Here is a 23160-nt window from a genome sequence, read left to right as displayed (position 1 = left end):
CCAAGATAGTCGCCAATGCGCCGCAGGGGAAGCCTTGCCGGGATACTCCCGCTCACCTCGGAGCAGGTACAACCAATCATCGAGGTCTTTATGAATGCCCCTTTCGATCAGCTTTCCTCCTGGCTGAAAGATCACAAGATTACCGAAGTAGAGTGCGTGGTCAGCGACCTGACCGGCATTGCCCGCGGCAAGATCGCGCCCACCAACAAGTTCCTGCATGAGCGCGGCATGCGCCTGCCGGAAAGTGTCCTGCTGCAAACGGTAACCGGGGATTTTGTCGACGACGACCTGTACTACGAACTGCTGGACCCGGCCGACATCGACATGGTCTGCCGCCCCGACTCGTCATCGATCTACCTGGTGCCCTGGGCCATCGAGCCCACCGCCATCGTCATCCACGACACCTTCGACAAGTTCGGCAACCCGATCGAGCTGTCGCCGCGCAACGTGCTGAAAAAAGTGCTGCAGCTGTACACCGACAAGGGCTGGCAGCCGATCGTTGCCCCGGAAATGGAGTTCTACCTGACCCAGCGCTGCGAAGACCCGGACCTGCCGCTCAAGGCGCCGCTGGGCCGTTCGGGCCGCGCGGAAAGTGGTCGCCAGTCGTTCTCCATCGATGCCGCCAACGAATTCGACCCGCTGTTCGAGGATGTCTACGACTGGTGCGAAGCCCAGGGCCTGGACCTGGACACGCTGATCCACGAAGACGGCCCGGCGCAGATGGAAATCAACTTCCGCCACGGCGACGCCCTCGATCTGGCGGACCAGATCACCGTGTTCAAGCGCACCCTGCGCGAGGCCGCGCTCAAGCACAACGTCACCGCCACCTTCATGGCCAAGCCGGTGGCCGACGAGCCCGGCAGCGCCATGCACCTGCACCAGAGCGTGGTGGACATCGCCACCGGCAAGCCGATCTTCGTCGACGCCAACGGTGAGAAAAGCAAGCTGTTCCTGCACCACATCGGCGGCCTGCAGAAGTACATCCCCAAGGTGCTGCCGATGTTCGCCCCCAACGTCAACTCGTTCCGCCGCTTCCTGCCGGACACCTCGGCCCCGGTGAACGTCGAGTGGGGCGAAGAGAACCGCACCGTGGGCCTGCGGGTGCCGACCGCAAGCCCGGAGGCCATGCGCGTGGAAAACCGCCTGCCCGGTGCCGACGCCAACCCCTACCTGGCGATCGCCGCCAGCCTGCTGTGCGGCTACCTGGGCATGGTCGAGGGCATCGAGCCCAGCGCCGCGGTGGAAGGCCGGGCCTATGAACGGCGCAGCCTGCGCCTGCCGATCACCATCGAGGACGCCCTGGCCCACATGGAAGACTGCCCGACCATCGAGCAGTACCTGGGGCGCAAGTTCGTCCGCGGCTATGTGGCGGTCAAGCGTGCCGAACACGAGAACTTCAAACGCGTGATCAGTTCCTGGGAACGTGAGTTCCTGCTGCTCAGCGTCTGAGTACCCGCAGTCTGCAATCCACAAAAACCAACCCGAAGAGGTGTCGACATGCGTCTTTTGAAAGCAGTGATCCCGGCCGCACTGGCGGTCTTGTGCAGCACCGCCGTCCAGGCACAACCCAGTGTCAGCGTGTACAACTGGACCGACTACATCGGCCAGACCACCCTCGCCGACTTCCAGGGCAAGACCGGGGTCAAGGTGATCTACGACGTCTTCGACTCCAACGAAACCCTGGAGGGCAAGTTGCTGGCCGGGCGCACCGGCTACGACGTGGTGGTGCCCTCCAACCATTTTCTGGCGCGCCAGGTGAAGGCCGGCGCGTTCCTCAAGCTGGACCGCTCGCAGTTGCCCAACTGGAAGAACCTCGATCCCAAGCTGCTGGCCCTGCTGGAGCAGAACGACCCCGGCAACCAGTACTCGGTGCCCTACCTGTGGGGCACCAACGGCATCGGCTACAACGTCGACAAGGTCAAGCAGGTGCTGGGCATCGACCATATCGATTCCTGGGCGGTGCTGCTGGAGCCTGCGAACCTGAAGAAGCTGCAGCAATGCGGGGTGTCGATGATGGACTCGCCGGATGAAGTGTTCCCGGCGGTGCTCAACTACCTGGGCCTGGACCCGCGCAGCGAGAACCCCGAGGACTACAAGAAGGCCGAAGCCAAGCTATTGACCCTGCGCCCCTACATCACCTACTTCCACTCCTCCAAGTACGTCTCGGACCTGGCCAACGGTGATATCTGCATCGCCTTCGGCTACTCCGGCGATGTGTTCCAGGCCGCCAACCGGGCCAAGGAAGCCAAGAACGGGGTGAACATCGCCTACTCGATTCCCAAGGAAGGCAGCAACCTGTGGTTCGACCTGCTGGCGATCCCCGCCGATGCCGGCAACGTCAAGGAGGCCCACGCCTTCATCAACTACCTGCTGGACCCGCAAGTGATTGCCAAGGTCAGCGCCTATGTCGGCTATGCCAACCCCAACCCGGCGTCCCAGCAGTACATGGAGGCCGAGCTGGTGAGCAACCCCGAGGTGTACCCGCCTCAGGAGGTGCTCGACAAGCTGTACATTTCCACCACCCAGTCGCCGGCCATCATGCGTTTGATGACCCGCTCCTGGAGCAAAGTGAAATCCAACAAATGAATCAGCAAACTGTTTTCACCCACGCCAACGAGCACGCCCGCTCCTACTACGCCGCATCCGCTGGCGAGCTGCCCCGCTATCCGCTGCTGGAAGGCGACTTGCAGGCCGACGTCTGTGTGATCGGCGGCGGTTTCACCGGGGTCAACACCGCCATCGAGCTGGCCCAGCGCGGGCTGTCGGTGATTCTCCTGGAGGGCCGGCGCATCGGTTGGGGCGCCAGTGGCCGCAACGGCGGCCAGTTGATCCGCGGCATCGGCCATGACGTCAGCGGTTTCGCCCGGCATGTCGGCCATGAAGGTGTGCGCTACCTGAACCGCGCCGGCATCGATTCCGTGCAAGTGGTGGCCCGCCGGGTCATCGAGCACGGCATCGATTGCGACCTGCGCTGGGGCTTCTGCGAACTGGCCAATACGACGGCGCAATTTGCCGCCTTCAAGGCCGAGCAGGAGGAGCTGGCCGCCCTTGACTACCCTCACCCCACGCGCCTGGTGGCGCCCGAGGACATGCAGCAAGTGGTGGCATCCTCGGTGTATGCCGGGGGCCTGGTGGACATGGGTTCGGGGCATCTGCACCCGCTCAAGCTGGTGACCGGCGAGGCTCGGCTCGCCGCATCCCTGGGGGTGCGGATCTTCGAGCAGAGCCCGGTGCTGGAGCTGCTCCACGGTGACAGCGTAAAGGTGCGCTGCGCCACCGGCACGGTGCGAGCCGGGCGCCTGGTGCTGGCCTGCAATGCCCACCTGGATGAACTGGAGCCGCGCCTGAGCGGCAAGGTACTGCCCGCGGGCAGCTACATCATCGCCACCGAGCCCCTGCCCGAAGCCCTGGCTGCCCGGTTGATCCCGCAGAACCTGGCGCTCTGTGACCAGAAGGTCGGCCTGGACTACTACCGGCTCAGCGCGGACCGGCGCCTGCTGTTTGGCGGCGCCTGCCATTATTCCGGGCGCGATCCGACGGACATTGCCGCCTACATGCGGCCGAAGATGCTCAAGGTGTTCCCGCAATTGGCCCAGGTCGCCATCGACTTCCAATGGGGCGGCAAGATCGGCATCACCGCCAATCGCTTTCCCCAGGTCGGGCGCCTGAACCAGTACCCCAACGTGTTCTACGCCCAGGGTTACTCCGGCCATGGCCTCAATGTCACCCACTGGACCGCGCGCCTGTTGGCCGAAGCCATCCATGCCGGCCACAGCCAGGGTCTGGATGTGTTCAGTGCGGTGCCCCACATGACCTTCCCCGGCGGCCCGGCCTTGCGAACCCCGCTGCTGGCCCTGGGCATGCTCTGGCATCGCCTGCGCGAAACCCTGGGTTAACCCGCGAGCGCGCCCCCGGATGTGCCGGGGGCAACCGGATCAGGGCTGGATGAAGCGCAAAATGGCCTCGGCCACCGCAGGCGCCGCTTCCCGCTGGGGGAAATGCCCGACGCCTTCCAGCACGGTGCGCTGGTAGCGCCCGGAGAAACAGGCCTCACGGCCCGTGGAACTGTCCGGATGGTTGCAGCCATCCACGGCGCCATGCAGCACCAGGGTCGGTACCGCCAAAATGGGCGCCGGGTCGAGTTGCGCCTCGGCCGCCTCGTAGGCCGGGTCACCCAGCGCCATTCCCCAGCGATGCTGATAGGAATGCAGCACCACGGCGGCCCAGTCTTCGCCCTCGAACGCTTGGGCGGCTTGGCGAAACGCTGCCTCGCTGTACCAGCCCGGCGGGGACCAGGAGTCCCACATCATCCGCGCAAAGGCCTGGCGCTCTTCGCTCACCGTGCGTTGTCCACGGGGGGTGGCCATGAACCAGTGGTACCAATAGTTGCGGACCTGCTCCAGGGTCAAGGGTTGTTGTGGATGGTTGGTGCCATAGCCCACCGACAGCATCACCAGGGCCGACGCCACGTCCGCACGCAAGCCACAGGCATTGGCCACCGCCCGAGCCCCCCAGTCGTGACCGACCAGCAGCGGCTGTTGCACCTCAAGTGCGTCGATGAAGTTCAGCAAGTCCACCCCCAGCGCCGCTAACTGGCCGCTGCGCAAGGTGTTGCGTTGTCGGAAACGGGTCGGCGCAAAACCGCGTAGTACCGGCGCCAATACCCGATAGCCAGCCGCTGCCAGAAGCGTTGCTACGCCGTGCCAGGTGTGCGCGCTGTCCGGCCAGCCGTGTACCAGTACTGCGGTCCTGACCCCTTCAGGGTTCCATTGCAGATAGGCCACCTCAAGTTCAACGGTGGTAACGAATGAATAGGGCTGCATGCTCGACTCTCGCTCAAGAGAAAGCCCCATCCTAGGCAGGCATTGCCGATTGATTGCTGATGAATCAGGTCGTACTGTTGATATTTCCTGATGAGTCGAGCTGCAATGAACTCCCCGATCAGCGCCCTTTCCGCGACCCTCGACCTGCAGTTGCTGCGCACCTTCCTCTGCGTGGTCGACGCCCACAGCTTCGCTCTGGCGGCCGACTGGCTGGCCCTGACGCCTTCGGCAGTGAGCGGGCACATCAAGCGCCTGGAAGACAATCTCGGGGTCAAGCTCCTGGCCCGCACCACCCGCCGCCTGGAACTGACCGCCCAAGGCGAGACGCTTTACGCCTATGGGCGAAACATCCTCAACCTGGAACGAGAAGTTCGCGCCAAGCTCACTGGCAGCCCCCTGCAAGGTCGCCTGCGGGTCGGCGCCTCCGAGGACTTCGCCAGCACCTGGTTGCCTTATGTGTTGCAGTCTTTCAGCCGTGCCCATCCCCAGGCCAGCGTCGAGCTCAAGGTCGGAGTCACCAGCGAACTGCTGCAGTTCAAGGACCTGGGCCACCTGGACCTGGTGTTCGGCAAGCAATGCCGGCGGGTCGAACAGGAAGGCGAGTTGCTGTGGGAAGAGCCATTGGTCTGGGCCTATAGCAGCCAGTTGTCACTGGACCCACTGTCTCCCCTGCCCCTGGCGGTGTTCCCTGAGCCCTGCGTGTACCGTGAGTCGGCCGTCGATGCCTTGTCCCAGGGGCAGCGGGCCTGGCGCCTGGCCTTCGAGAGCAGCAGCATGGCCGGGTGCATCGCCGCGGCCCTGGCGGGGTTTGCCGTCACCCCGATCGCCCGCAGCCAACTGCGTGAGGGGCTCTGCGAGCTGGGTTCCGAGCAGGCGTTGCCGGAGCTGGCCGTGGCCCGGTTCTATGCCTTTGCCGAAGGGGGCAGCCCGGCGGTGAGGGCCCTGGTGGCGTCAGTGCGCGAATGGGGCAAACGCAAGCGCTTCGTGGGTGATAGCCGGATCTGAGCTTACTGCCAGCGCCGGGCACGGTGTGGGGGTCAATCCGCACCTTGAGCGGCAAAGTGACGATTCAGGAAGTCCAACAGCAGGCGATTGACCTCAGGCGCCTGCTCGTTCTGGATCCAGTGCCCGCAGTCGCGCAGGGTGTGCTGCTCGAGCTGCGCCACCACCGCCGGCATGCGCTTGAGGGTATGGGCTTCGAGCACGCCCACCGGGTCACGATCCCCCAGCAGGAACAGGGTCGGTTGCAGCACCTGGGCCTCCTTGAGGAACTCGCTGCGCTGCCAGTTGCGCTCGAAGTTGCGGTACCAGTTCAAGGCCCCGCGAAAGCCGCGCTCGGCAAACGTCTCCCGGTAGGCCTGGAAATCATCCTCGCTGCACCAGTCGGGCAGCCCGGCGGGGACTGCAACGCCATCAAACAGCCGGGCATCGGCAGGCTTGAGCTGCAGCAGCGCAGCGACGTTGCCCATGAACAGTCGCAGGCTGGCGTCGATGTCCGCGTCCAGTTCCGCCTCGGCCACACCCGGCTGCTGGAAGTAGAGGATGTAGTTGAAGTGCTCGCGGTGGACTTCGGCCATGATCTCGCTGGCCGGGCGTTTCGGGCGCCCGGCGAAAGGCACCGAAAGCGTGACCAGGGCCACCACCCGCTGCGGCTCCAGCAGCGCCAGGTGCCAGGCCAGCGGTGCGCCCCAGTCGTGGCCGACGATGCACACCTGCCGATGGCCGAGCAGGTCCATGGCCTGCTGGATGTCGGCGCACAGGGTCAGCAGGTCATAGGCCTCTACCGCCTGGGGTGCCGAGCTGCGGCCGTAACCGCGCAACTCCGGCACAAAGACCCGATATCCCGCCGCCACCAGCGCCGGTACCTGATGCCGCCAGGAATGCCAGCACTCGGGAAAACCGTGCAGCAGCCAGACCGGGCGCCCCTGCTCCGGGCCGCTGATCCGAACACTGAGTTCAATGCCATTGACGGCCAGGAGGTGCGGTTCAGGGAATAACATGGCGCGGGCTCCAGAACAGGTTCAGGGAGCAGAAACTAGCAGAGGTTGCTTCACCCCTTGAGAATCATTGATCGCTGGAATGATCCAGGTGCTTGTGCAGCCGCTGGCGCAGGGACGCGACGCGCGGCTGCAGCTCGGGGTCAACCGGGAATCAGGCCGGCCAGGGACTGGGATTGCTGGCGGATCAGGCGCTGGGTATTGAGGACTTTCTCCAGTGCCTGCTCGGAATCCGGGTCTTGCATCGGTGCACGAATCGCCGCCGACACCAGGCTGATCAGCTTGGCCATGACTTCAGCGTCGGTGGCCGGGCGCCCCAGGCTCATGGCCTGCATCAGCAAGCGCAGTTCTGTGCCGGCCATTACCCCGGAGATCGCCTTGAGGGCGAATTGCAGGCGCACCCCGAGTTCGTTGCGCGGCAGATCCGGCAAGGCCAGGGCGAAACCCTTGAAGAAGCGCTCGAACACCGGCTGGTAGTGTTCCTTGAGGTATTCCTGAATGAACGGCGAGGTGTCGCTGTACACCCGGCCGAGGAAGCGAATGAACGAGCGCCCCTCCAGCCCACCACTTTCATCGCTGCGCTCCAGGCCCATGGCCGGTGCGAACAGCACCCCCAGAAGGGTCTCGCAATCCAGGGGGCCGTCCGATTGTTCCTCGCATTTGGCCAGCAGTTCGAGGCGCTGGTCATTGAGCGGGCCCAGGCGCTGCATGAGCAGTGCCTTCATCAGCGAATCCTTGTCGCCAAAGTGGTAGTTCACCGCGGCCAGGTTGACCTTGGCTCGCTCGGTGATCTGGCGCAGCAGCACCGCGTCGTAGCCGTACTTGATGAATAATGCCTCGGTCGCTTCCAGCAGTCGGGTCTTGGTGACATTGGGGGCACTGAGTTTCTTGGCGACCATGGAGGACTAACCTTTGCTGGGATGAAAAACTGACCGTTCGAACAGTGTTTTAAAAAAAAATTTGATTTTTTATACCCGTGAGAAGCCCTAAAAGCAAGCGCCTGGGGGACTCTCGAAGTGGCCGCAGGCCTTTTTGTGACCCGTGGGTTCCTGTAGAAAAACCGCCGAAAAAAGCCCTCAATTACCCGGTTCAGACGGCTGGCGCGCCAGGATGAACGCAGTTACTATTCAAACAAAGTTTTTAAAATAATAAATAAAACCAGAGCTTGGCGCTGCCCTCGAAAATCCCGCCCGATGAGTCCCGTGGCGCGACCCCGACCAGCAGTCCGTCGAGCCAGCCGGCGCAGTAAGCGATGACAGAGACGATAATCGAGCAAGGTTTTATCTCCCTGCAGGGCATAGGCAAGAGCTATCGGCTGGCGGAGCAACCGCTCCATATCCTGAAGAACGTTTCCCTTTCCATCGAAGCCGGCGAAAGCTGCGCCATTCTCGGCGCCTCCGGCTCCGGCAAGAGCACCCTGCTGAACATCCTCGGCCTGCTGGACCTGCCCGACAGCGGCGACTATCGCTTTGCCGGCCATGACATTTTCCGCGCCAGCCCGGACCAGTTGGCGGCGATCCGCAACCGGCAGATCGGCTTCGTGTTCCAGAGCTTCAACCTGCTGCCGCGCCTCAGCGCCCTGGACAACGTCGCCTTGCCCCTGAGCTATCGCGGCGTGGCCCGGCGTGAATCCCTGGAACGGGCCATGCACATGCTCGAACAGGTAGGCCTGGCGGAACGCGCCGGGCATCGCCCGGCGGACCTTTCCGGCGGCCAGCGCCAGCGGGTGGCGATCGCCCGGGCGCTGGTGGGCGAACCTGCGGTGATCCTCGCCGACGAACCCACCGGCAACCTCGACAGCCACACCGCCCAGGACATCATGGACCTGCTGCTGGCGCTCAATCGCCAGCAGCAGGTGACCCTGATCATCGTCACCCACGACCCCAACATCGCCCTGCGTCTGGAACGGCAGATCCGCGTCACCAACGGCGTGGTCCAGGAGGCCTGCCCGGCATGAGCCTCAAGGTCGAGCAAAGCGCCAGCCAGTTGCTGCATGAAGCCTTCGTCAGCCTGCGAACCCTGGGCAAGCGCTCGATCCTGGCCCTGCTGGGGATCATTATTGGCAGCTCATCGGTGGTGGCCCTGATCAACATCGGCCACAACGCCGCCAAAGACGCCGCGGCGATTTTCCAGGACATGGGCACCGACACCCTGGCGGTGCAGTTTCCCGATACCTCGGCAGGTCGTACGCCGATGCCGGCGACCCTGGACACCCAAGCGCTGCACCAGGCCCTGCCCACGATCCTGCACATCGCGCCGATCGCCCTGTTCAGCGGGCCGGTGGTCTTTCAGGGGCGCAGCACCAACGCCAACCTGGTGGGCAGCACCGCGTCCCTGGCCAATGCCATGCGCCTGCAACTGCAGGAGGGGCGTTTTCTTTCAGAGTTCGACGCCACGCAAACCTACGCGGTGGTCGGCGCCCAGGTCGCCCAGGCCCTGGGCAAACCCCACGCCCCCCTGCGCCTGGGAGACCGGATCCGCATCAACGACTACCTGTTCCAAGTCATCGGCATCCTGCGCAACCAGCCCGCCGCCGTGCTGATTCCGGTGCAGACCAACGAATCGCTGTTCATTCCCCTGGAGGGCATGCGGCGGATTTCCAGCAGCCCGCAGATCAGCAACCTGATTGCCCGGGCAGCCCCGGCCCAGGACATGGGCACACTGGCCGCGGCTCTCGGCACGCAACTCAAGCACATGCTCCCGGGACGTGGCGTGGAGGTGCAGGTACCGCAGAAGATCATCGACGGCATGACTCGCCAAAGCCGCACCTTCGGCTACCTGCTGATGGCCCTGGGCGGGATCTCGCTGGTGGGCGGCGGCGTCGGGGTGATGAACGTGATGTTGATGAACGTCTCGGAGCGGCGTCGGGAGATTGGCATCCGCATGGCCCTCGGGGCCCGGCGTCGAGACATTCGCAACCTGTTCCTGCTCGAAGCGGTGACCCTCACCGCAGTGGGCGCGATGTCCGGGGCCGTGCTCGGCATGGCCGCAGCCTACACCTATGCCCGGGTCTCGGGCTGGGAGTTTTCCCTGGCTTCGGCGTCCTTGCCCCTGGGCATCGGCAGTACCCTGTTGATCGGGCTGTTCTTCGGTCTGTATCCCGCCATCTCGGCCTCACGCCTGCAACCGGTGGAGGCCCTGCGAGATGAATAGCCCGCGCCGCGCCGCGCTGTTGCTGCTGTGCCTGCTCAGCCCCCTGGGCCAGGCCGGTTCCCAGGACATGAACGTGGCCCGCCAAGCCTCGGCCCCGACCATGCGCAGCGCCTATGACCGCAGCGTGATGCTCAGCCAGCAGCAGACCGACCTGACCTTGAGCGATGCGGTGTACCTGGGGCTGCGCAACAACCGCGGGATTCGCAGCGCCTACCTGCAGCGGGTGGCGCAGAAGTTCGACCTGCGGGTGTCCGAGGACACCTTCAACCCCAAACTCTTGCTCAGCGCCACCTCCCAGGCCAACCGCGGCAGCAACGATGGCGTACGCAACACCACCCTCAACCCCTCCTCGAGCCTGCTGGGGGAGTACGGCACCCGCCTGAACCTGGCCTGGCGACAAGAGTTGAACAACGCCAACCATGCCGGCTACTACCGCCGCGACGGCCTGGACCTGGCCATTATCCAGCCGTTGCTCAAGGGCGCCGGCTGGGACGTGACCACCGCACCGGTGCGCCTGGCCCGGATCAACGAGCAGGCCTATCGCCTCAACCTCAAGGCCAGCGTGGCCCAGACCATCACCGACATTATCGGTGCCTATCGCGAACTGCTGCGGGCCCAGGAACAACTGGCGATCGTGGAGGATGCGCTCAAGCGCGCCAATGCCCTGCTGGAGGTGAACAAGGCGCTGATCGGCGCCGGGCGCATGGCCGAGTTCGAGATCGTGCAGACCGAAGCCGATATCGCCACCCAGGAACTGGGGGTCGAAGAGGCCCGCAACCAGGTGGACATCAATCGCCTGTCCCTGCTGCGCCTGCTGGCCCTGGACCTGTCCACCCGCGTTCGTGCCAGCGAGGGGTTGCAGGCGGCGCGCATCAGCATCGATCAAAAGGAAGCCCTGCGCATGGCTCAGGTCCAGCAGCCCGCGTACCTGGCGACGCTGCTGGGCAGCCAGCAGGCCGACCTGAACCTGGTGATCGCCAAGGACCAGAGCCGCTGGGACGTCTCGCTGGTGGCCGGTGCCAACCAGGTGCGCAACCGCTACGACAACGACGGCGGCAGTGGTTCTGGGCGTACCTGGGACAGCTACGCCGGGGTTCAGGTACGGATTCCCATTGGCGACCTGAGCACCCGCCAGGCCGAAGTCCATGCCCGGGTCGACGTGGAAAACCAGGAGCTGGTGCAGGCCGATGCCCGCCAGGCCCTGGAACGCAGCGTCAATGATGTGGTGCGGGACCTGGGCACCCGCTGGCGGCAATACGAAATTTCTCAGCGGGCCGTGGAGCTGTCCAAGCGCAAGCTGGACATCGAACGGGAAAAACTCAGCGCCGGACGCTCCAGCAACTTCCAGGTACTGAGTTATGAAAGCGATTTGCGCACCAGCGAGAATGCTCGCCTCAATGCCCTCATCGCCTACCTCAACGCCCAGAGTCAGCTGGATCTGACCCTGGGCATGACCTTGGAGACCTGGGACATTGCGCTCAATGACTTCTGACCCACGATCACCGCGCAAGCGCTACCTGCAAGGGGGCGTGGCCGTTGCCCTGCTGGCCCTGGCGGTCGCGGGGCTGCTGGCCTCCCGGGCACCGGCCGACCCGAGCCCCGACAACGGGCGCTGGATCCAGGTGAACAGCGCGCCGCTGATTCATCAGATCGGCCTGGTGGGCAAGATAGAACCCCAGGCAACCATCAGCTTGACCGCGCCGTTCGATGGCAATGTCCTGGCCAACCTGGTGGAACAGGGCCAACGGGTCGCCGCCGGCCAGGTGTTGCTGAAAATGGACCCCAGCCTGGTGGAGATTCAGCTGCGCGAGGCGCTCTCGGCCCAGCTCAAGGCCCGCCGCGCGGTGCAGGAACTGCAGGACTGGAACAACAGCGCCCAGGTCACCCGGGCCCGACGCACCCTGCGCACTTCGCAGATGACCGTGAGCAATTCCGAACGCAAGCTCAATGAAAGCCAGAACCTGTTCGCCCGTGGAATCATTCCCCGCAACGAGCTGGACGACCTCAGCCAACTGCTGCAGACCCAGCGCCTGGACCTGACGGCGGCCCAGGGCGAATTGCAGCAGGCGCTGAACCAGGGCACCGGTGAGTACCGGCAGATCGCCGACATGGAACTGACCAATGCCACGGTCAAGTATGAAGCCCTGCGCACGCTCCTGGCGGGCAAGGATGTCACGGCGCCGTTCGCCGGTATCGTGGTGCCAGCGCCGGGGATCAACCTCGCCCAGGCGGCGTCGACCGGCGCCGCAGGCCCTGTGCAGACCGGCAGCAAGGTCGGCCAGGGCCAGGTGCTGTTCGGGCTGGCTAACATCGAGCAACTGAAAATCGTCAGCAAGGTCTCGGAACTGGACATCAACCAGTTGCACCAGGGCCAGAGCGTGGAGATCCTTGGCGACGGCTTCGACGGTGAGCGCCTCAGCGGCGTGGTCGATATCGTCAGCAGCCTGGCCTTGCCAGGGGACGCCTCCAGCGGCAGCGCGCAGTTCCCGGTGAGCCTGTCGATTCCCAAACTGAGTCGCGAACAACTGCAGCGGGTGCGCCTGGGCATGAGTGCGCGGCTGACCATCATCACCTACCGCAACGACCAGGCGATGGTCGTCCCGCCCGCCGCGATCCAGCGTGGAGCAGACGGCATGAGCGTGGAGTACCGGGCGAGCGCCGATCAGCCGGCAAAGCGGCTGTCGGTGAGCGTTGGCCAATCGACCGCCGAGGGGGTCGAAGTGTTCGGCCTGCAGCCGGGCCAGGTGCGCCTCCCCGGCGCCCCGTGACGCCCCCACAGACACCCACAACACCCCCGTAGGAGCTGGCTTGCCAGCGAAGGCGCCAGCGCGGGCGCTGCAGATCTTGCGGAGCTCTTCGCCAGCAAGCCGGCGCCGACACAAACACCGTCGGCGTGTCGGCGCTGGCGGCCGTTCAGGGGCTCAGCGCAAGGCCCGGCGCAGGACCTTGCCCACCGTGGTCTTGGGCAGCTCCTCGGTGCGGAACTCGACATAGCGCGGCACCTTATAGCCGGTGAGGTATTCGCGGCAGTGGGCCAGCAGCTGTTCCTGGGTCAGGTTCGGGTCCTTGCGCACCACGAAGATCTTCACCTTCTCGCCGGTCACCTCGTCCTCGATGCCGATCGCCGCCACTTCCGCCACCCCCGGGTGCAAGGCCACCACGTCCTCGATCTCGTTGGGGTACACGTTGAAGCCGGACACCAGGATCATGTCCTTCTTGCGGTCCACCAGGCGGATGAAACCCTGCTCGTTCATCACCCCGATGTCCCCGGTGGCCAGCCAGCCGTGACGGTCCAGGACCTTGGCGGTTTCCTCCGGACGCTGCCAGTAGCCTTTCATCACCTGCGGGCCACGGACCTGCAACTCGCCCTCCTCGCCCAGTTCCGCCAGCTCGCCGTCCTCACGGATGAAGCGCACCCAGGTGGACGGCAGCGGCACGCCGATGGTGCCGGTGAAATCACCTTCACGCATGCGTGCGATGTCGATCGGGCTGATGCTCACCACCGGCGAGCATTCGGTCAGGCCGTAGCCCTCGATGATCGGCACCCCGGTGACTTCCTTCCAGCGGCGGGCCACCGAGGTATGGGTGGCCATGCCGCCGGCGATCGCCAGTTTCAGGTCGGAGAAATCCCGGCCGCGAAACTCCTCGTTCTCCAGCAGGCCGTTGAACAGGGTGTTGACCCCGACGATGCCGCTGAACTTTTCCTTGCGCAGGATCATCTGCACCCGCTTCACGTCCCGGGGGTTGGCGATCAGGATGTTGCGCCCGCCCAGGCACATGAACATCAGGCAGTTCACTGTCAGCGACAGCACGTGATACAGCGGCAGCAAGGTAACGTTGGTTTCCTGCTGGCTCTCGTCCAACTGGTCGCCGACCCAGGCCTTGGCCTGCATCAGGTTGGCGAGGATGTTGCGGTGAGTGAGCATGGCGCCCTTGGCATCGCCGGTGGTGCCGCCGGTGTACTGCAGGAAGGCGATGTCCTCCTGCTTGAGCTCCACCGGACGATGCTCCAGCACCGAGGCCTGTTTCATCATCGCCGGAAAGCGAATGGCCCCAGGCAGGTTGAATGCCGGGATCTGCTTCTGCACATGGCGCAGCACGAAATTCAATGCCGCGCCCTTGAAGGTCCCCACCAGGTCACCAATCGAGGCCACCACGATGTTCTTCAACTGGCTGCCTGGCATTGCCTGCTCCAGGGTATGGGCGAAGTTCTCGAAGATCACCACGGTCTCGGCACCGCTGTCCTTGAGCAGATGCCGCAGCTCATGGGCGGTGTACAAGGGGTTGACGTTGACCACCACCGCGCCCACCAGCAGGGTGCCGAACAGGCAGATCGGGTACTGCAGGCTGTTGGGCATCATCAGCGCCACCCGGTCGCCCTTCTTCACCCCTTTCGACTGCAGCCAGGCGGCAAAGGCGAATACCCGCTGTTCCCACAGGTCGTAGCCCATCTCGGTGCCGATGCTCACATAGGCGACCCGCTGGCGGTACTTGTCCACGTGCTCGAGGAACACTTCCCGCAGCGACGGGTAGCGGTCGATCTCGGCTTCGATATCGCTGGGCACACCCGGCAGGTAAGCGTTCAGCCAGATGCGCTCGACAGGTTGCAGGCTCACGACACTCATTGGCAGTCTCCTTGTTATTTTATTTTTCGACGATGGCGGTGATACCCAGCCCGCCTGCTGCACAAACGGAAATCAGCCCGCGGCCGCTGCCGCGTTCATGGATCGCCTTGGCCAGGGTCGCCAACAGCCGCCCACCGGTGGCGGCAAACGGATGCCCGCAGCCCAGGGAACCGCCGTTGACGTTGAGCTTGCTGCGCTCGATGCTGCCCAGGGCGCCGTCGAGGCCGAGCTTGTCCTTGCAGTAGTCGGGGTCCTCCCAGGCCTTGAGGGTGCACAGCACCTGGGCGGCGAAGGCTTCGTGAATCTCGTAGAAGTCGAAATCCCCGAGGCCCAGGCCTTCCCGGGCCAGCATCCGTGGCACCGCATAGGCCGGGGCCATCAGCAGCCCTTCGCTGCCATCGACGAAGTTCACCGCCGCGGTTTCCCCGGTACGCAGGTAGGCCAGCACCGGCAGGTTGTTGGCCGCGGCCCAGTCTTCGCTGGCCAGCAGCACCACCGAGGCGCCATCGGTGAGCGGCGTCGAGTTGCCGGCGGTCAGGGTACCGTTGGCGCGGTCGTAGGCCGGGCCCAGGCCGGCGAGCTTCTCCAGGCTGGCATCGGCCCGCAGGTTGTTGTCGCGCTGCAGGCCGCGGTACGGGGTCATCAGGTCATCGAAAAAGCCGCGCTGGTACGCCGCATTCAACTGTTGGTGGCTGGTGAGGGCCAGCTCATCCTGGGCCAGGCGCTTGATCTGCCAGCGCTTGGCCATTTCCTCGCAGTGCTCCCCCATGGACAGCCCGGTACGCGGTTCGCCATTGCGCGGCAGCAACGGCTTGAAGAACATCCCCGGGCGCACCTTGAGCAGGCTGCGCAGCTTGTCGCCGGTGCCCTTGGCGCGGTTGGCCTGAAGCAGCGTGCGGCGCAGGCCTTCGTTAATGCCGATGGGCGCATCGGAGGTGGTGTCGGCGCCGCCGGCGATGCCCACTTCGATCTGCCCCAGGGCGATCTTGTTGGCCACCAGCAGCGCCGCTTCAAGACCGGTGCCGCAAGCCTGCTGCACATCATAGGCCGGCGTCTCGGGCGCCAGGGTGGTGGACAGCAGGCTCTCGCGGGCCAGGTTGAAATCCCGCGAGTGCTTGATCACCGCCCCCGCGGCGAACTCCCCCAGGCGCTGGCCCGACAGGCCATAGCGGTCGACCAGGCCCTGCAACGCCGCCACCAGCAGGTCCTGGTTGCTGTCATTGGCATACACCGTGTTGGAACGGGCGAACGGAATCCGGTTGCCGCCAATGATCGCCACCCGGCGCACCGGCGCCGGATTGAAACTGTACTCAGCCATCAACGAGCTCCCCAGATAAATAGACCGCGCATGTGGGGCTTGTCCCCCGCGTTGTTGCGCACTTCGAACTCATGGCGTGGACCATCCGGCAGACGGTTCCACAGGGTCACCGCGGCCGGCAGGAAGATCGGCAGCTTGAACTCGCAGTGCAGTTGCGCCGCGACCAGCGGGTGCGGTGGCTGCTGGGCCGCCAGGGCCCGCCCCAGGGTCCACATGCCGTGGGCGATGGGCCGCCGGAATCCGAACAGTCGGGCGCCGAGCCAGGAGCTGTGGATCGGGTTGAAATCCCCACTGACCTGGGCAAAGCGCCGGCCCAGGTCGCCCCCCAGGCTCCAGCGCTGAGTGCGTACCAGGGCCTGCTCGTCGAGATTCAGGGAGCTTTCCCAGGGCTCGCCGATGGGCCCGGCGACACCCCGCCGCAAGTACAGGCTGTCACTCTCCCAGACCAGGTCACCGCCACTGTGGACCCGGGTGGCAATGGACAAGGCCTGGCCCTTGGGATGGGCCAGCCAGCGTTCGGCGAACACTTCCAGGCGCAGGGCCTGGCCCTCTTCGAGCCTCTGGTACTGACGGATGCGATTGGCCAGGTGCACCATGCCGCTGGCCGGGTAGGGAAACGTGCGGTGGGTAAGCAGCAGCAGGTGCAGGGGAAACGCCAGGGTATGGGGAAATGCCAGGGGCACCCCGTGTTCCCGGCGAAACCCGCAGGCCTGGGCATAGCGGGCAATGTCCCCAGCCTGCAGTTCCACCGCCGGGCGCACCAGGCGCTCGGCAGGCAGTGGTGGCGCAGCCTCGAGCTTGGGTTTGCGCAAGCTGCGGATGCCGTCGTAGAGCAATTGGCCCCGGGACGGCGGCGGTTCGATGATGCGGATCGCGGAATCGGCATTCATGGTTCAGGCTCCCAGCAGGCTTTGCCCGCAGACGCGGACCACTTGGCCATTGATCCCGCCGGAGGCCGGATGGGCCAGCCAGGCGATGGTCTCCGCCACATCCACGGCCTGCCCGCCCTGGGACATGGAATTCATCCGCCGTCCCGCCTCGCGGATCATCAGCGGGATCTTCGCGGTCATCTGGGTTTCGATGAACCCCGGTGCCACGCCATTGACCGTGATCTGCTGGCGTGCCGCCAGCGGGGCCAGGCTCTGCACCAGGCCGATGACCCCGGCCTTGGAGGTCGCGTAGTTGCTTTGCCCGAGGTTGCCGGCGATCCCGGAAATCGACGAGACGCAGACAATCCGTCCACCCGGGTTCAGCCCCTGGCCCTCCAGCAGCGTCTGGCTGAGCAGCAGCGGCGCCTCCAGATTGACCGCCATGACCTTGCGCCAGGCGGCCTCGGTCATCTTCGCCAGGGTCTTGTCCAGGGTGATTCCGGCGTTGTGCACCACGATATCGAAGGCGCCGTGCTCACCGACGAACGCCAGCAAGCGCTGGCCGGCGTTGGCGGCGGTGATGTCCAGGGCCAGGGCGCTGCCCCCCAGGCTGGCGGCGGCTTGTTGCAGCTCGGCCTCGCTCTGGGGAATATCCAGGCACACCACCTGGGCGCCTTCACGGGCCAGGACCTTGGCGATGGCCAAGCCAATGCCGCGGCAAGCCCCGGTGACCAGGGCGCGCCGGCCGCTGAGCGGCTGGTGCCAGTCCAGGTCCCTGGGCAGCTCCACCGGTTCGCCAATGCGCACCACCTGGCCCGAGACATAGGCCGAACGCCGGGACAGGAAGAACCGCAGGCTGCTGTCCAGCTCGGCTTCGGCGCCGGGCTCGACGTACAGCAACTGCACGGTGATCGCCCGGCGCAACTCCTTGCCCAGGGAACGCACGAAGCCTTCCAGGGCGCGCTGGGCCACCGCCTGGGCGAGTTCCTTGCAGTGTTCCGGCGGCGTGCCCAGTACCAGCACCCGGCCGTGGGCGGCCAGACGCCGGACATTGGCATGGAAGAAGCGGTACAGCTCGTCGAGCTGGGCAATGTCCCCCAACCCGCTGGCGTCATACACCAGGCCCTGGACCTTCACCGTGGAAGGCGCAGTGATGCTGGCGGCCTGGGCCGCCACCGTGTCCGTGGCGGCGAAGATCCGTTGCAGCTCACCCAGCAGGCGCCCCTCGGGTGCCGCGGCGAGCACCACCGGGTTGACCAGGTGGCTGCCCTGCCCTTCGCGCTGGCGTTGCAGCGGCATAGGTTGCGGCAGGCCGGTACGCTGGGCCAGCCAGCGGCCCCACCCGGAATTGACGAACGAAAGATAACCGTCAGACATAAAGAGATCCCGATCAAAACCAGTAGAAGGTCAATAGGCCGAATCGCTGGCCGTCACCGCGTCTTCGCTGCTGGCCGCGCGTTTGCGCGAGGCCGGCTTGGCGCTCTGCTCGAGGTGCGCCTGACGCTGTTGCAGGGCTTCCAGCAGACCGAAGTCCTGCGGGAAGTCGTCGACCTGGATCGCGTGATCGCCGTATTCCACATACCGGCCCAGCAACTCGTCCTCGTCCTGGCTGATCAGTTGCAGTTCCAGGGCCTTGACCCGCCAGATCACGAACGCCTCGCGGGAGATCGGCAGCGGTGCCAGGGTGCCCTGCTTGATCGCCGGCTTGAGCCGTGCCTCGATCAGGTCCACCTGGGGCTGCAGACGGAACGCCAGTTCGCCATAGGCCAGCTTGTCGATGTCCGGCTGTGGCATGTAGGAGTCTGCCAGCAGGCGATCGCGGGTCGGGCCCGGGGTCTGCACCAGCTCGGCGACTTCGGCCAGCAAGCGGTCGGAGGGTTTGTGCTGGGGAATGCCCAGGGGGAAGCTCAGGCCGCGAATGATGCGCGCCGCCGCCCGGGACGGATAATTGTCCAGCACCTCGGCCAGGGCTTCATGCGCCCGCAGCAGGCAGTCCTGGGCTGACCAGTGCACCAGCGGCAGGTCGCTCTGGGGACGGCCATCGTCCTCGAATCGCTTCAGCACGCAGGACAGGATGTACAGCTGGGACAGGATGTCTCCCAGGCGCCCGGTGATGCTTTCCTTGCGCTTGAGGGCACCGCCCAGCACGCCCATGGAAATGTCCGAAGCCAGGGCCAGCACCACCGATAGACGCTGGATCTGCCGGTAGTAAGGGGCCAGGGCCTTGTCGGCCTTGGCCGGGGCCTTGATCAGGCGCCCGCCGCTGAGCCCATGCACCGCCGCACGTACGGTGTTGGCGAAGACAAAGCTGATGTGCCCGAACATCGCGCTGTCAAATTCCTCCAGGCCCTTGCGCCCGGTGTCGCGTGCCGCTTCCATTTCGCGGAACACATAGGGATGGCAACGAATCAGCCCCTGGCCGTAGATGATCAGGCAACGGGTCATGATGTTCGCGCCTTCCACGGTGATGGCGATCGGGCTTTGCTGGTAGGCCCGGGCCAGGAAGTTGTTGGGCCCCATGCAGATGCCCTTGCCGGCGACGATATCCATGCCGTCGTTGACGATGGCTCGGGCCCGTTCGGTGACGTGGTACTTGGCAATGGCCGAGATCACCGAAGGTTTTTCTCCCGCATCCAGGGACGCCACCGAAACCTTGCGCACCGCATCGCAGGCATACAGGTGCCCGGCCATGCGCGCCACGGGCGCCTGTACCCCTTCGAACTTGCCGATAGGCAGGCCGAACTGCTTGCGCATCGCCGCATAGGCGGTGGTGCCGCGTACCGCGACCTTGCCCATGCCGACGTTGGCCGAAGGCAGGGAAATTGCCCGCCCGGCTGCCAGGCACTCCATCAGCATGCGCCAGCCGTTGCCCACCTGGTCACCTCCGCCGATCACCCATTGCATTGGGATGAACACGTCCTTGCCGGTGGTCGGGCCGTTCTGGAACACCGCGTTCAGCGGCCAGTGGCGGCGCCCGGTGTTGACGCCCGGATGGCTCGTGGGGATCAGCGCGCAGGTGATGCCCAGGCTGCCCTTGCTGCCCAGCAGGCCGTCCGGGTCCTCGGCGCGAAACGCCAGGCCGAGCACGGTGGCGATCGGCCCCAGGGTGATGTAGCGCTTGTCCCAGGTGACGCGAAAGCCCAGCACTTCCTGGCCTTCGAACTGGCCTTTGCAGACCACCCCGACATCGGGAATCGCCCCGGCGTCGGAGCCGGCATAGGGGCTGGTCAGGGCAAAGCACGGGATGTCTTCACCCCGGGCCAGGCGCGGCAGGTAGTGCTGGCGCTGGGCCTCGGTGCCGTAGTGCAGCAACAGTTCGGCCGGGCCCAGGGAGTTGGGCACCATCACCGAGATCGCCGCCGCCGAGCAACGGGTGGAAAGCTTCATCACCACCTGGGAGTGGGCGTAGTGGGAGAAGCCTTTGCCACCGTACTGCTTGGGAATGATCATCCCCAGGAAGCCGGCGTCCTTGGTGTACTGCCAGGCCTTGGGCGACAGGTCCTGCCAGACCTGGGTGGTTTCCCAGTCGTTGGCCATGTCGCACAGGGTTTCCACTTCATGGTCCATGAACGCCTGTTCTTCGGCGCTCAGGCTCGCGGGGGCCGAGTCCAGCAGGCGTGGCCAGTCGGGCTTGCCGCTGAACAGCTCGGCGTCCCACCAGACCGTGCCGGATTCGATGGCCGCGCGCTCGGTGTCGGACATGGCCGGCATGATCTTGCGAAACATCGCCAGGGCCCGGCGCGTGAGCAAGGCCCGGCGCAGGGGCTTGACGCTGAGCAGCGCCGCCGGCAGCAGCACCAGCAAGGTGCCGAGGGTCAGGCCCAGGGTTCCCGACAGGTTGAACACATACCCGGCCGCCAGCCAGGCCAGGCCGGCAGCCAGCCACAGGGCCGCAGTCGCCTGTCGGTAAGCCAGTGTGAGTGCGGCGGCGAATCCCGCCAATAACCAGACAATCATGGAATACCTCTCTTGTTCTAACGAGACGACGACTTGGAGCCTGGGCGTTGTGCCGGCCCCTCGAAGCTCACCCTACAAAGGAAACTGACGCGTTTCAAATTTTATTTTTAAATATTGTTTTGAGAGCTTTCGGCAACGCACAACGGCCGAACGATGTCAGCCAGGGCTTGGGAAAATGGCGGGCCAAGACGGGTCCTGAGATGACCCGTCCCGCCGACGGCAGTAGCACAGTCCTTTGTACTGCCGTCATTTCGAGGGGTGGGTAAGGCGCTTACCCTCAGAAGTGATAAGTCGCGGAGAGACTCACCACCTCGCCCTTGGCGTCGACCTTGCCGTCCAGGCGAGAGCCGCCAAGACGATCCTGGTTCTGGGTCTGGATCCGGGCTTCCTTGACGAATTGCCGTGAGTAGGCGCCGTCGATGGTCAGCCCTGGAACCGCCTTGATGTCATAGCCGAAACCCAGCGAGGTGAACCAGCGATCGTTGTCCGGAATCCGCGGGTCACGGGTCGAGCCACGGGTCGGCGTCTGGTCGAAGGCCACACCGGCACGCAGTGTCAGCTGATCGGTGAAACGGTAATCGCCACCCACCGAGTACATCATCGAGTCCTTGTAGCGGTAGGGAATCGAAATGAGGGTGTTGCCATCGGACTTGAGCGTCAGGTCCTTGAACGACGACCACTGCGTCCACAGGGCGCTGACACCCAGGGTGAAGCGATCATTGAACACGTGTACCCAGTCGATCCCGGCGCTGGCCGGAATGTCCAGCTGAGCCGAGGCGTTGGCACCATCCGGGTACAGCTTGAGCCCCGGGTAGGCGATTTCCACCAGGGACGGCCCCGAAGAGGAATCGGTGTAGGCCCGGCCCAAATCGTCGGCGCGAATATTGTATTTGCCTTCCAGCTTGTTCTTGATCTTGGCGTGATAGTTGACCCCCAGGGTGTCCCGTTCGGTGGGCTTCCAGGTCACCCCGGTAAACCAGCCGACGGAGGTGTTGTCCACCTTGACCCGCATCAGGTTGGAACCCACGCCTGAAGGCGCGCCCGGCAGCAGCGAGACCCCGGCGGCACCACTCAAGTTGAGGTTCTGACTGACAAAGCCATTGGTGTGTTGCAGGATCGCGCCCAGGCCGAGGGAGAATTGATCGTTGACCTTGAACGAGAAGGAACCGGAGACCCCCGCCGTTTCGATCTTGGTGTCCACCGCAAAGTCCTGCCCCTTCCAGCCGTTGTCCCAGGTGCTGCGCATGCCCATGGGAACCACCTGGCTCAGGCCAAAGGCAAAGCGATCATTGATCGGCATGACCAGGAAGCCGGTCGGCAGCCAGGCGGTAAAACCACCCTCGCCACCATTGCCCTCAAGAGGGGTCTGGGCGAAAGGGTCGTCGATCGGAGAACTGGACGCCGGATTGCCTTGATAGTCGTAGGCACTGCCCTTGTATTTCATCTTGATTCGCGCGTAGTCGACGGTCATCTGAGCCACGTTGTGATCGATGAACGCCATGGCCGCCGGGTTGTTGTAGGCCGCACTGGGATCATTCTTGAACAGCGAGCCGCCACCGAATGCCCGGCCCCAACCGGGGGTGCCATAGGTAGGAGTAGTAAAGCCGCCTGCTTGCACTGGTCCGGAACTGATCAAGCCACCCAGCACCGCCAGACCGACGACCACCTGGATCCTCTGTTTCTTATTATTCATGCCCCACTCCTTATTATTATCAACCGTGACCGGTCACCACCGATCCAGGGTGTTGCAACAGGCGCCTCTGACGAGGCGCCTGTTTTTTTCAGCAAGTGATCAACAGGCTGAAGTCACATCAACTTCATGGAGTAACGGTGAAGGCTGGGCTTGGGTTGACGCTAAGAGCAGTGATTTTGCAGCTGCCGACGGTTTGCGCCGAAGGAATGCTCAGGGTGTTGGTCGCGTTGTTCCAGGTGGCGTTGATGGTCACCGGAGTGCTGCTGCAATTGGAGAGGATCTTGAAGTTGACGCCCGTTACAGTGCCGGCAGTAGCGCTGGAGGCAGTCAGGGTCCAAGGCAGGTTCAGCAGGACCGGCACGCTGCACAGGGAGTTGCTGCCGCTGACCGTGGCACCGGTGATCGCAGCACTGGAGCCGTTGGCGGCCACGGTACCGGTGAAGTTGATGTTGCAGGTGACCGGCAGGCCGAACGAAGCAGGCGAAGATACCGCGATGGTACCCGGTGCCGAGAAGGTTGCCCCGGCAGGAGCGATGGTTGCAGCGCTGGCCAGCGACGCGGCGCCCATGCAGATAGCGAAAGAAGCTACGGATACCAGAGTCTTGATGCTTTGCATTGTTGTTTTCCTCAAGATTTAGGCAACAGGCAGTTGCCAGGGGGTTATCAGCCTTGCCAGGGGGTCGATGACGCCATCGGCTCTCGGACTCGACCGAATTCGGTGCTGG

At 64.7% G+C, this 23160-nt stretch carries 18 protein-coding genes; 8 read left to right on the top strand and 10 right to left on the bottom strand.

Going from position 1 to position 23160, the window contains the following annotated elements:
• Window positions 1–90 precede the first annotated feature (90 nt).
• The 3 genes from ACZ5BO_RS17425 to ACZ5BO_RS17415 are packed head-to-tail and all read left to right on the top strand — an operon-like array spanning window position 91 to window position 3896.
• Window positions 91–1449, top strand: a complete 1359-nt coding sequence (locus ACZ5BO_RS17425; RefSeq protein WP_025128993.1) for a glutamine synthetase family protein — start codon at window positions 91–93, stop codon at window positions 1447–1449.
• 48 nt (window positions 1450–1497) lie between these two features.
• The gene (locus ACZ5BO_RS17420; protein ID WP_025128994.1) at window positions 1498–2586 is read left to right on the top strand and encodes a polyamine ABC transporter substrate-binding protein; all 1089 of its coding nucleotides are present in this window, start codon (window positions 1498–1500) and stop codon (window positions 2584–2586) included.
• A complete protein-coding gene (locus ACZ5BO_RS17415) occupies window positions 2583–3896 on the top strand; it encodes an NAD(P)/FAD-dependent oxidoreductase (RefSeq protein ID WP_464695875.1) in 1314 nt (437 codons plus the stop codon). Before ACZ5BO_RS17420 ends, ACZ5BO_RS17415 begins: the two co-directional genes overlap by 4 nt.
• A gap of 39 nt (window positions 3897–3935) precedes the next feature.
• Here the strand turns inward: ACZ5BO_RS17415 and ACZ5BO_RS17410 are convergent, their stop codons facing one another.
• The gene (locus ACZ5BO_RS17410) at window positions 3936–4823 is read right to left on the bottom strand and encodes an alpha/beta fold hydrolase (protein ID WP_464695874.1); all 888 of its coding nucleotides are present in this window, start codon (window positions 4821–4823) and stop codon (window positions 3936–3938) included.
• A 105-nt stretch (window positions 4824–4928) separates the two neighbouring features.
• On the opposite strand from ACZ5BO_RS17410, the gene ACZ5BO_RS17405 reads away from it, so the two are divergent.
• Window positions 4929–5828, top strand: a complete 900-nt coding sequence (locus ACZ5BO_RS17405; protein ID WP_464695873.1) for a LysR substrate-binding domain-containing protein — start codon at window positions 4929–4931, stop codon at window positions 5826–5828.
• A 32-nt stretch (window positions 5829–5860) separates the two neighbouring features.
• On the opposite strand, the gene ACZ5BO_RS17400 is transcribed toward ACZ5BO_RS17405, so the two are convergent.
• Both ACZ5BO_RS17400 and ACZ5BO_RS17395 read right to left on the bottom strand, forming a co-directional pair.
• Window positions 5861–6823, bottom strand: a complete 963-nt coding sequence (locus tag ACZ5BO_RS17400; protein WP_464695872.1) for an alpha/beta fold hydrolase — start codon at window positions 6821–6823, stop codon at window positions 5861–5863.
• A 140-nt stretch (window positions 6824–6963) separates the two neighbouring features.
• Entirely contained in the window at window positions 6964–7719 is a 756-nt protein-coding gene (locus tag ACZ5BO_RS17395) for a TetR/AcrR family transcriptional regulator (protein WP_464695871.1), read from the bottom strand.
• A 353-nt stretch (window positions 7720–8072) separates the two neighbouring features.
• Between ACZ5BO_RS17395 and ACZ5BO_RS17390 the strand changes: the two genes are divergently transcribed.
• The 4 genes from ACZ5BO_RS17390 to ACZ5BO_RS17375 are packed head-to-tail and all read left to right on the top strand — an operon-like array spanning window position 8073 to window position 12741.
• Window positions 8073–8777, top strand: a complete 705-nt coding sequence (locus ACZ5BO_RS17390) for an ABC transporter ATP-binding protein (protein ID WP_464695870.1) — start codon at window positions 8073–8075, stop codon at window positions 8775–8777.
• Window positions 8774–9973: an ABC transporter permease gene (locus ACZ5BO_RS17385; RefSeq protein ID WP_464695869.1), complete on the top strand. Its 1200-nt coding sequence runs from the start codon at window positions 8774–8776 to the stop codon at window positions 9971–9973. The genes ACZ5BO_RS17390 and ACZ5BO_RS17385 overlap by 4 nt, the downstream gene beginning before the upstream one ends.
• Window positions 9966–11465: a TolC family protein gene (locus ACZ5BO_RS17380; protein WP_029978416.1), complete on the top strand. Its 1500-nt coding sequence runs from the start codon at window positions 9966–9968 to the stop codon at window positions 11463–11465. Before ACZ5BO_RS17385 ends, ACZ5BO_RS17380 begins: the two co-directional genes overlap by 8 nt.
• Window positions 11455–12741 carry an efflux RND transporter periplasmic adaptor subunit gene (locus ACZ5BO_RS17375; protein ID WP_464695866.1) on the top strand — a complete coding sequence of 429 codons (1287 nt, stop codon included), beginning with the start codon at window positions 11455–11457 and terminating at the stop codon, window positions 12739–12741. Before ACZ5BO_RS17380 ends, ACZ5BO_RS17375 begins: the two co-directional genes overlap by 11 nt.
• A gap of 153 nt (window positions 12742–12894) precedes the next feature.
• On the opposite strand, the gene ACZ5BO_RS17370 is transcribed toward ACZ5BO_RS17375, so the two are convergent.
• The 7 genes from ACZ5BO_RS17370 to praB form a co-directional block, all read right to left on the bottom strand.
• Complete coding sequence (locus ACZ5BO_RS17370) at window positions 12895–14598, bottom strand: AMP-binding protein (RefSeq protein WP_025129002.1); 1704 nt, start codon at window positions 14596–14598, stop codon at window positions 12895–12897.
• Between the two features lie 19 nt (window positions 14599–14617).
• Window positions 14618–15916: an acetyl-CoA C-acetyltransferase gene (locus ACZ5BO_RS17365; protein ID WP_464695864.1), complete on the bottom strand. Its 1299-nt coding sequence runs from the start codon at window positions 15914–15916 to the stop codon at window positions 14618–14620.
• The gene (locus ACZ5BO_RS17360) at window positions 15916–16806 is read right to left on the bottom strand and encodes a MaoC/PaaZ C-terminal domain-containing protein (protein ID WP_464695863.1); all 891 of its coding nucleotides are present in this window, start codon (window positions 16804–16806) and stop codon (window positions 15916–15918) included. Before ACZ5BO_RS17360 ends, ACZ5BO_RS17365 begins: the two co-directional genes overlap by 1 nt.
• A gap of 3 nt (window positions 16807–16809) precedes the next feature.
• On the bottom strand, window positions 16810–18162 hold the full coding sequence (locus ACZ5BO_RS17355; protein WP_464695862.1) for a 3-oxoacyl-ACP reductase: 1353 nt from the start codon (window positions 18160–18162) through the stop codon (window positions 16810–16812).
• A gap of 30 nt (window positions 18163–18192) precedes the next feature.
• Window positions 18193–20742: an acyl-CoA dehydrogenase gene (locus ACZ5BO_RS17350; RefSeq protein WP_464695861.1), complete on the bottom strand. Its 2550-nt coding sequence runs from the start codon at window positions 20740–20742 to the stop codon at window positions 18193–18195.
• Between the two features lie 277 nt (window positions 20743–21019).
• Window positions 21020–22435, bottom strand: a complete 1416-nt coding sequence (locus tag ACZ5BO_RS17345; RefSeq protein ID WP_025129007.1) for an outer membrane protein transport protein — start codon at window positions 22433–22435, stop codon at window positions 21020–21022.
• 124 nt (window positions 22436–22559) lie between these two features.
• On the bottom strand, window positions 22560–23051 hold the full coding sequence (gene praB / locus ACZ5BO_RS17340) for an alkane oxidation protein activator PraB (RefSeq protein WP_025129008.1): 492 nt from the start codon (window positions 23049–23051) through the stop codon (window positions 22560–22562).
• Between the last annotated feature and the right edge of the window lie 109 nt (window positions 23052–23160).

The sequence above is a fragment of the Pseudomonas sp. FFPRI_1 genome (assembly GCF_055384485.1).
This window is presented reverse-complemented; position numbering and strand designations above follow the sequence as displayed.

Bases quoted from the DNA above. Each gene is read 5' to 3' on its own strand.
- ACZ5BO_RS17400 (WP_464695872.1), bottom strand. From the start codon at position 6,823: ATGTTATTCCCTGAACCGCACCTCCTGGCCGTCAATGGCATTGAACTC.
- ACZ5BO_RS17405 (WP_464695873.1), top strand. From the start codon at position 4,929: ATGAACTCCCCGATCAGCGCCCTTTCCGCGACCCTCGACCTGCAGTTG.
- ACZ5BO_RS17380 (WP_029978416.1), top strand. From the start codon at position 9,966: ATGAATAGCCCGCGCCGCGCCGCGCTGTTGCTGCTGTGCCTGCTCAGC.
- ACZ5BO_RS17390 (WP_464695870.1), top strand. From the start codon at position 8,073: ATGACAGAGACGATAATCGAGCAAGGTTTTATCTCCCTGCAGGGCATA.
- praB (WP_025129008.1), bottom strand. From the start codon at position 23,051: ATGCAAAGCATCAAGACTCTGGTATCCGTAGCTTCTTTCGCTATCTGC.
- ACZ5BO_RS17370 (WP_025129002.1), bottom strand. From the start codon at position 14,598: ATGAGTGTCGTGAGCCTGCAACCTGTCGAGCGCATCTGGCTGAACGCT.
- ACZ5BO_RS17355 (WP_464695862.1), bottom strand. From the start codon at position 18,162: ATGTCTGACGGTTATCTTTCGTTCGTCAATTCCGGGTGGGGCCGCTGG.
- ACZ5BO_RS17345 (WP_025129007.1), bottom strand. From the start codon at position 22,435: ATGAATAATAAGAAACAGAGGATCCAGGTGGTCGTCGGTCTGGCGGTG.
- ACZ5BO_RS17375 (WP_464695866.1), top strand. From the start codon at position 11,455: ATGACTTCTGACCCACGATCACCGCGCAAGCGCTACCTGCAAGGGGGC.
- ACZ5BO_RS17395 (WP_464695871.1), bottom strand. From the start codon at position 7,719: ATGGTCGCCAAGAAACTCAGTGCCCCCAATGTCACCAAGACCCGACTG.
- ACZ5BO_RS17360 (WP_464695863.1), bottom strand. From the start codon at position 16,806: ATGAATGCCGATTCCGCGATCCGCATCATCGAACCGCCGCCGTCCCGG.
- ACZ5BO_RS17385 (WP_464695869.1), top strand. From the start codon at position 8,774: ATGAGCCTCAAGGTCGAGCAAAGCGCCAGCCAGTTGCTGCATGAAGCC.
- ACZ5BO_RS17425 (WP_025128993.1), top strand. From the start codon at position 91: ATGAATGCCCCTTTCGATCAGCTTTCCTCCTGGCTGAAAGATCACAAG.
- ACZ5BO_RS17410 (WP_464695874.1), bottom strand. From the start codon at position 4,823: ATGCAGCCCTATTCATTCGTTACCACCGTTGAACTTGAGGTGGCCTAT.
- ACZ5BO_RS17365 (WP_464695864.1), bottom strand. From the start codon at position 15,916: ATGGCTGAGTACAGTTTCAATCCGGCGCCGGTGCGCCGGGTGGCGATC.
- ACZ5BO_RS17350 (WP_464695861.1), bottom strand. From the start codon at position 20,742: ATGATTGTCTGGTTATTGGCGGGATTCGCCGCCGCACTCACACTGGCT.
- ACZ5BO_RS17415 (WP_464695875.1), top strand. From the start codon at position 2,583: ATGAATCAGCAAACTGTTTTCACCCACGCCAACGAGCACGCCCGCTCC.
- ACZ5BO_RS17420 (WP_025128994.1), top strand. From the start codon at position 1,498: ATGCGTCTTTTGAAAGCAGTGATCCCGGCCGCACTGGCGGTCTTGTGC.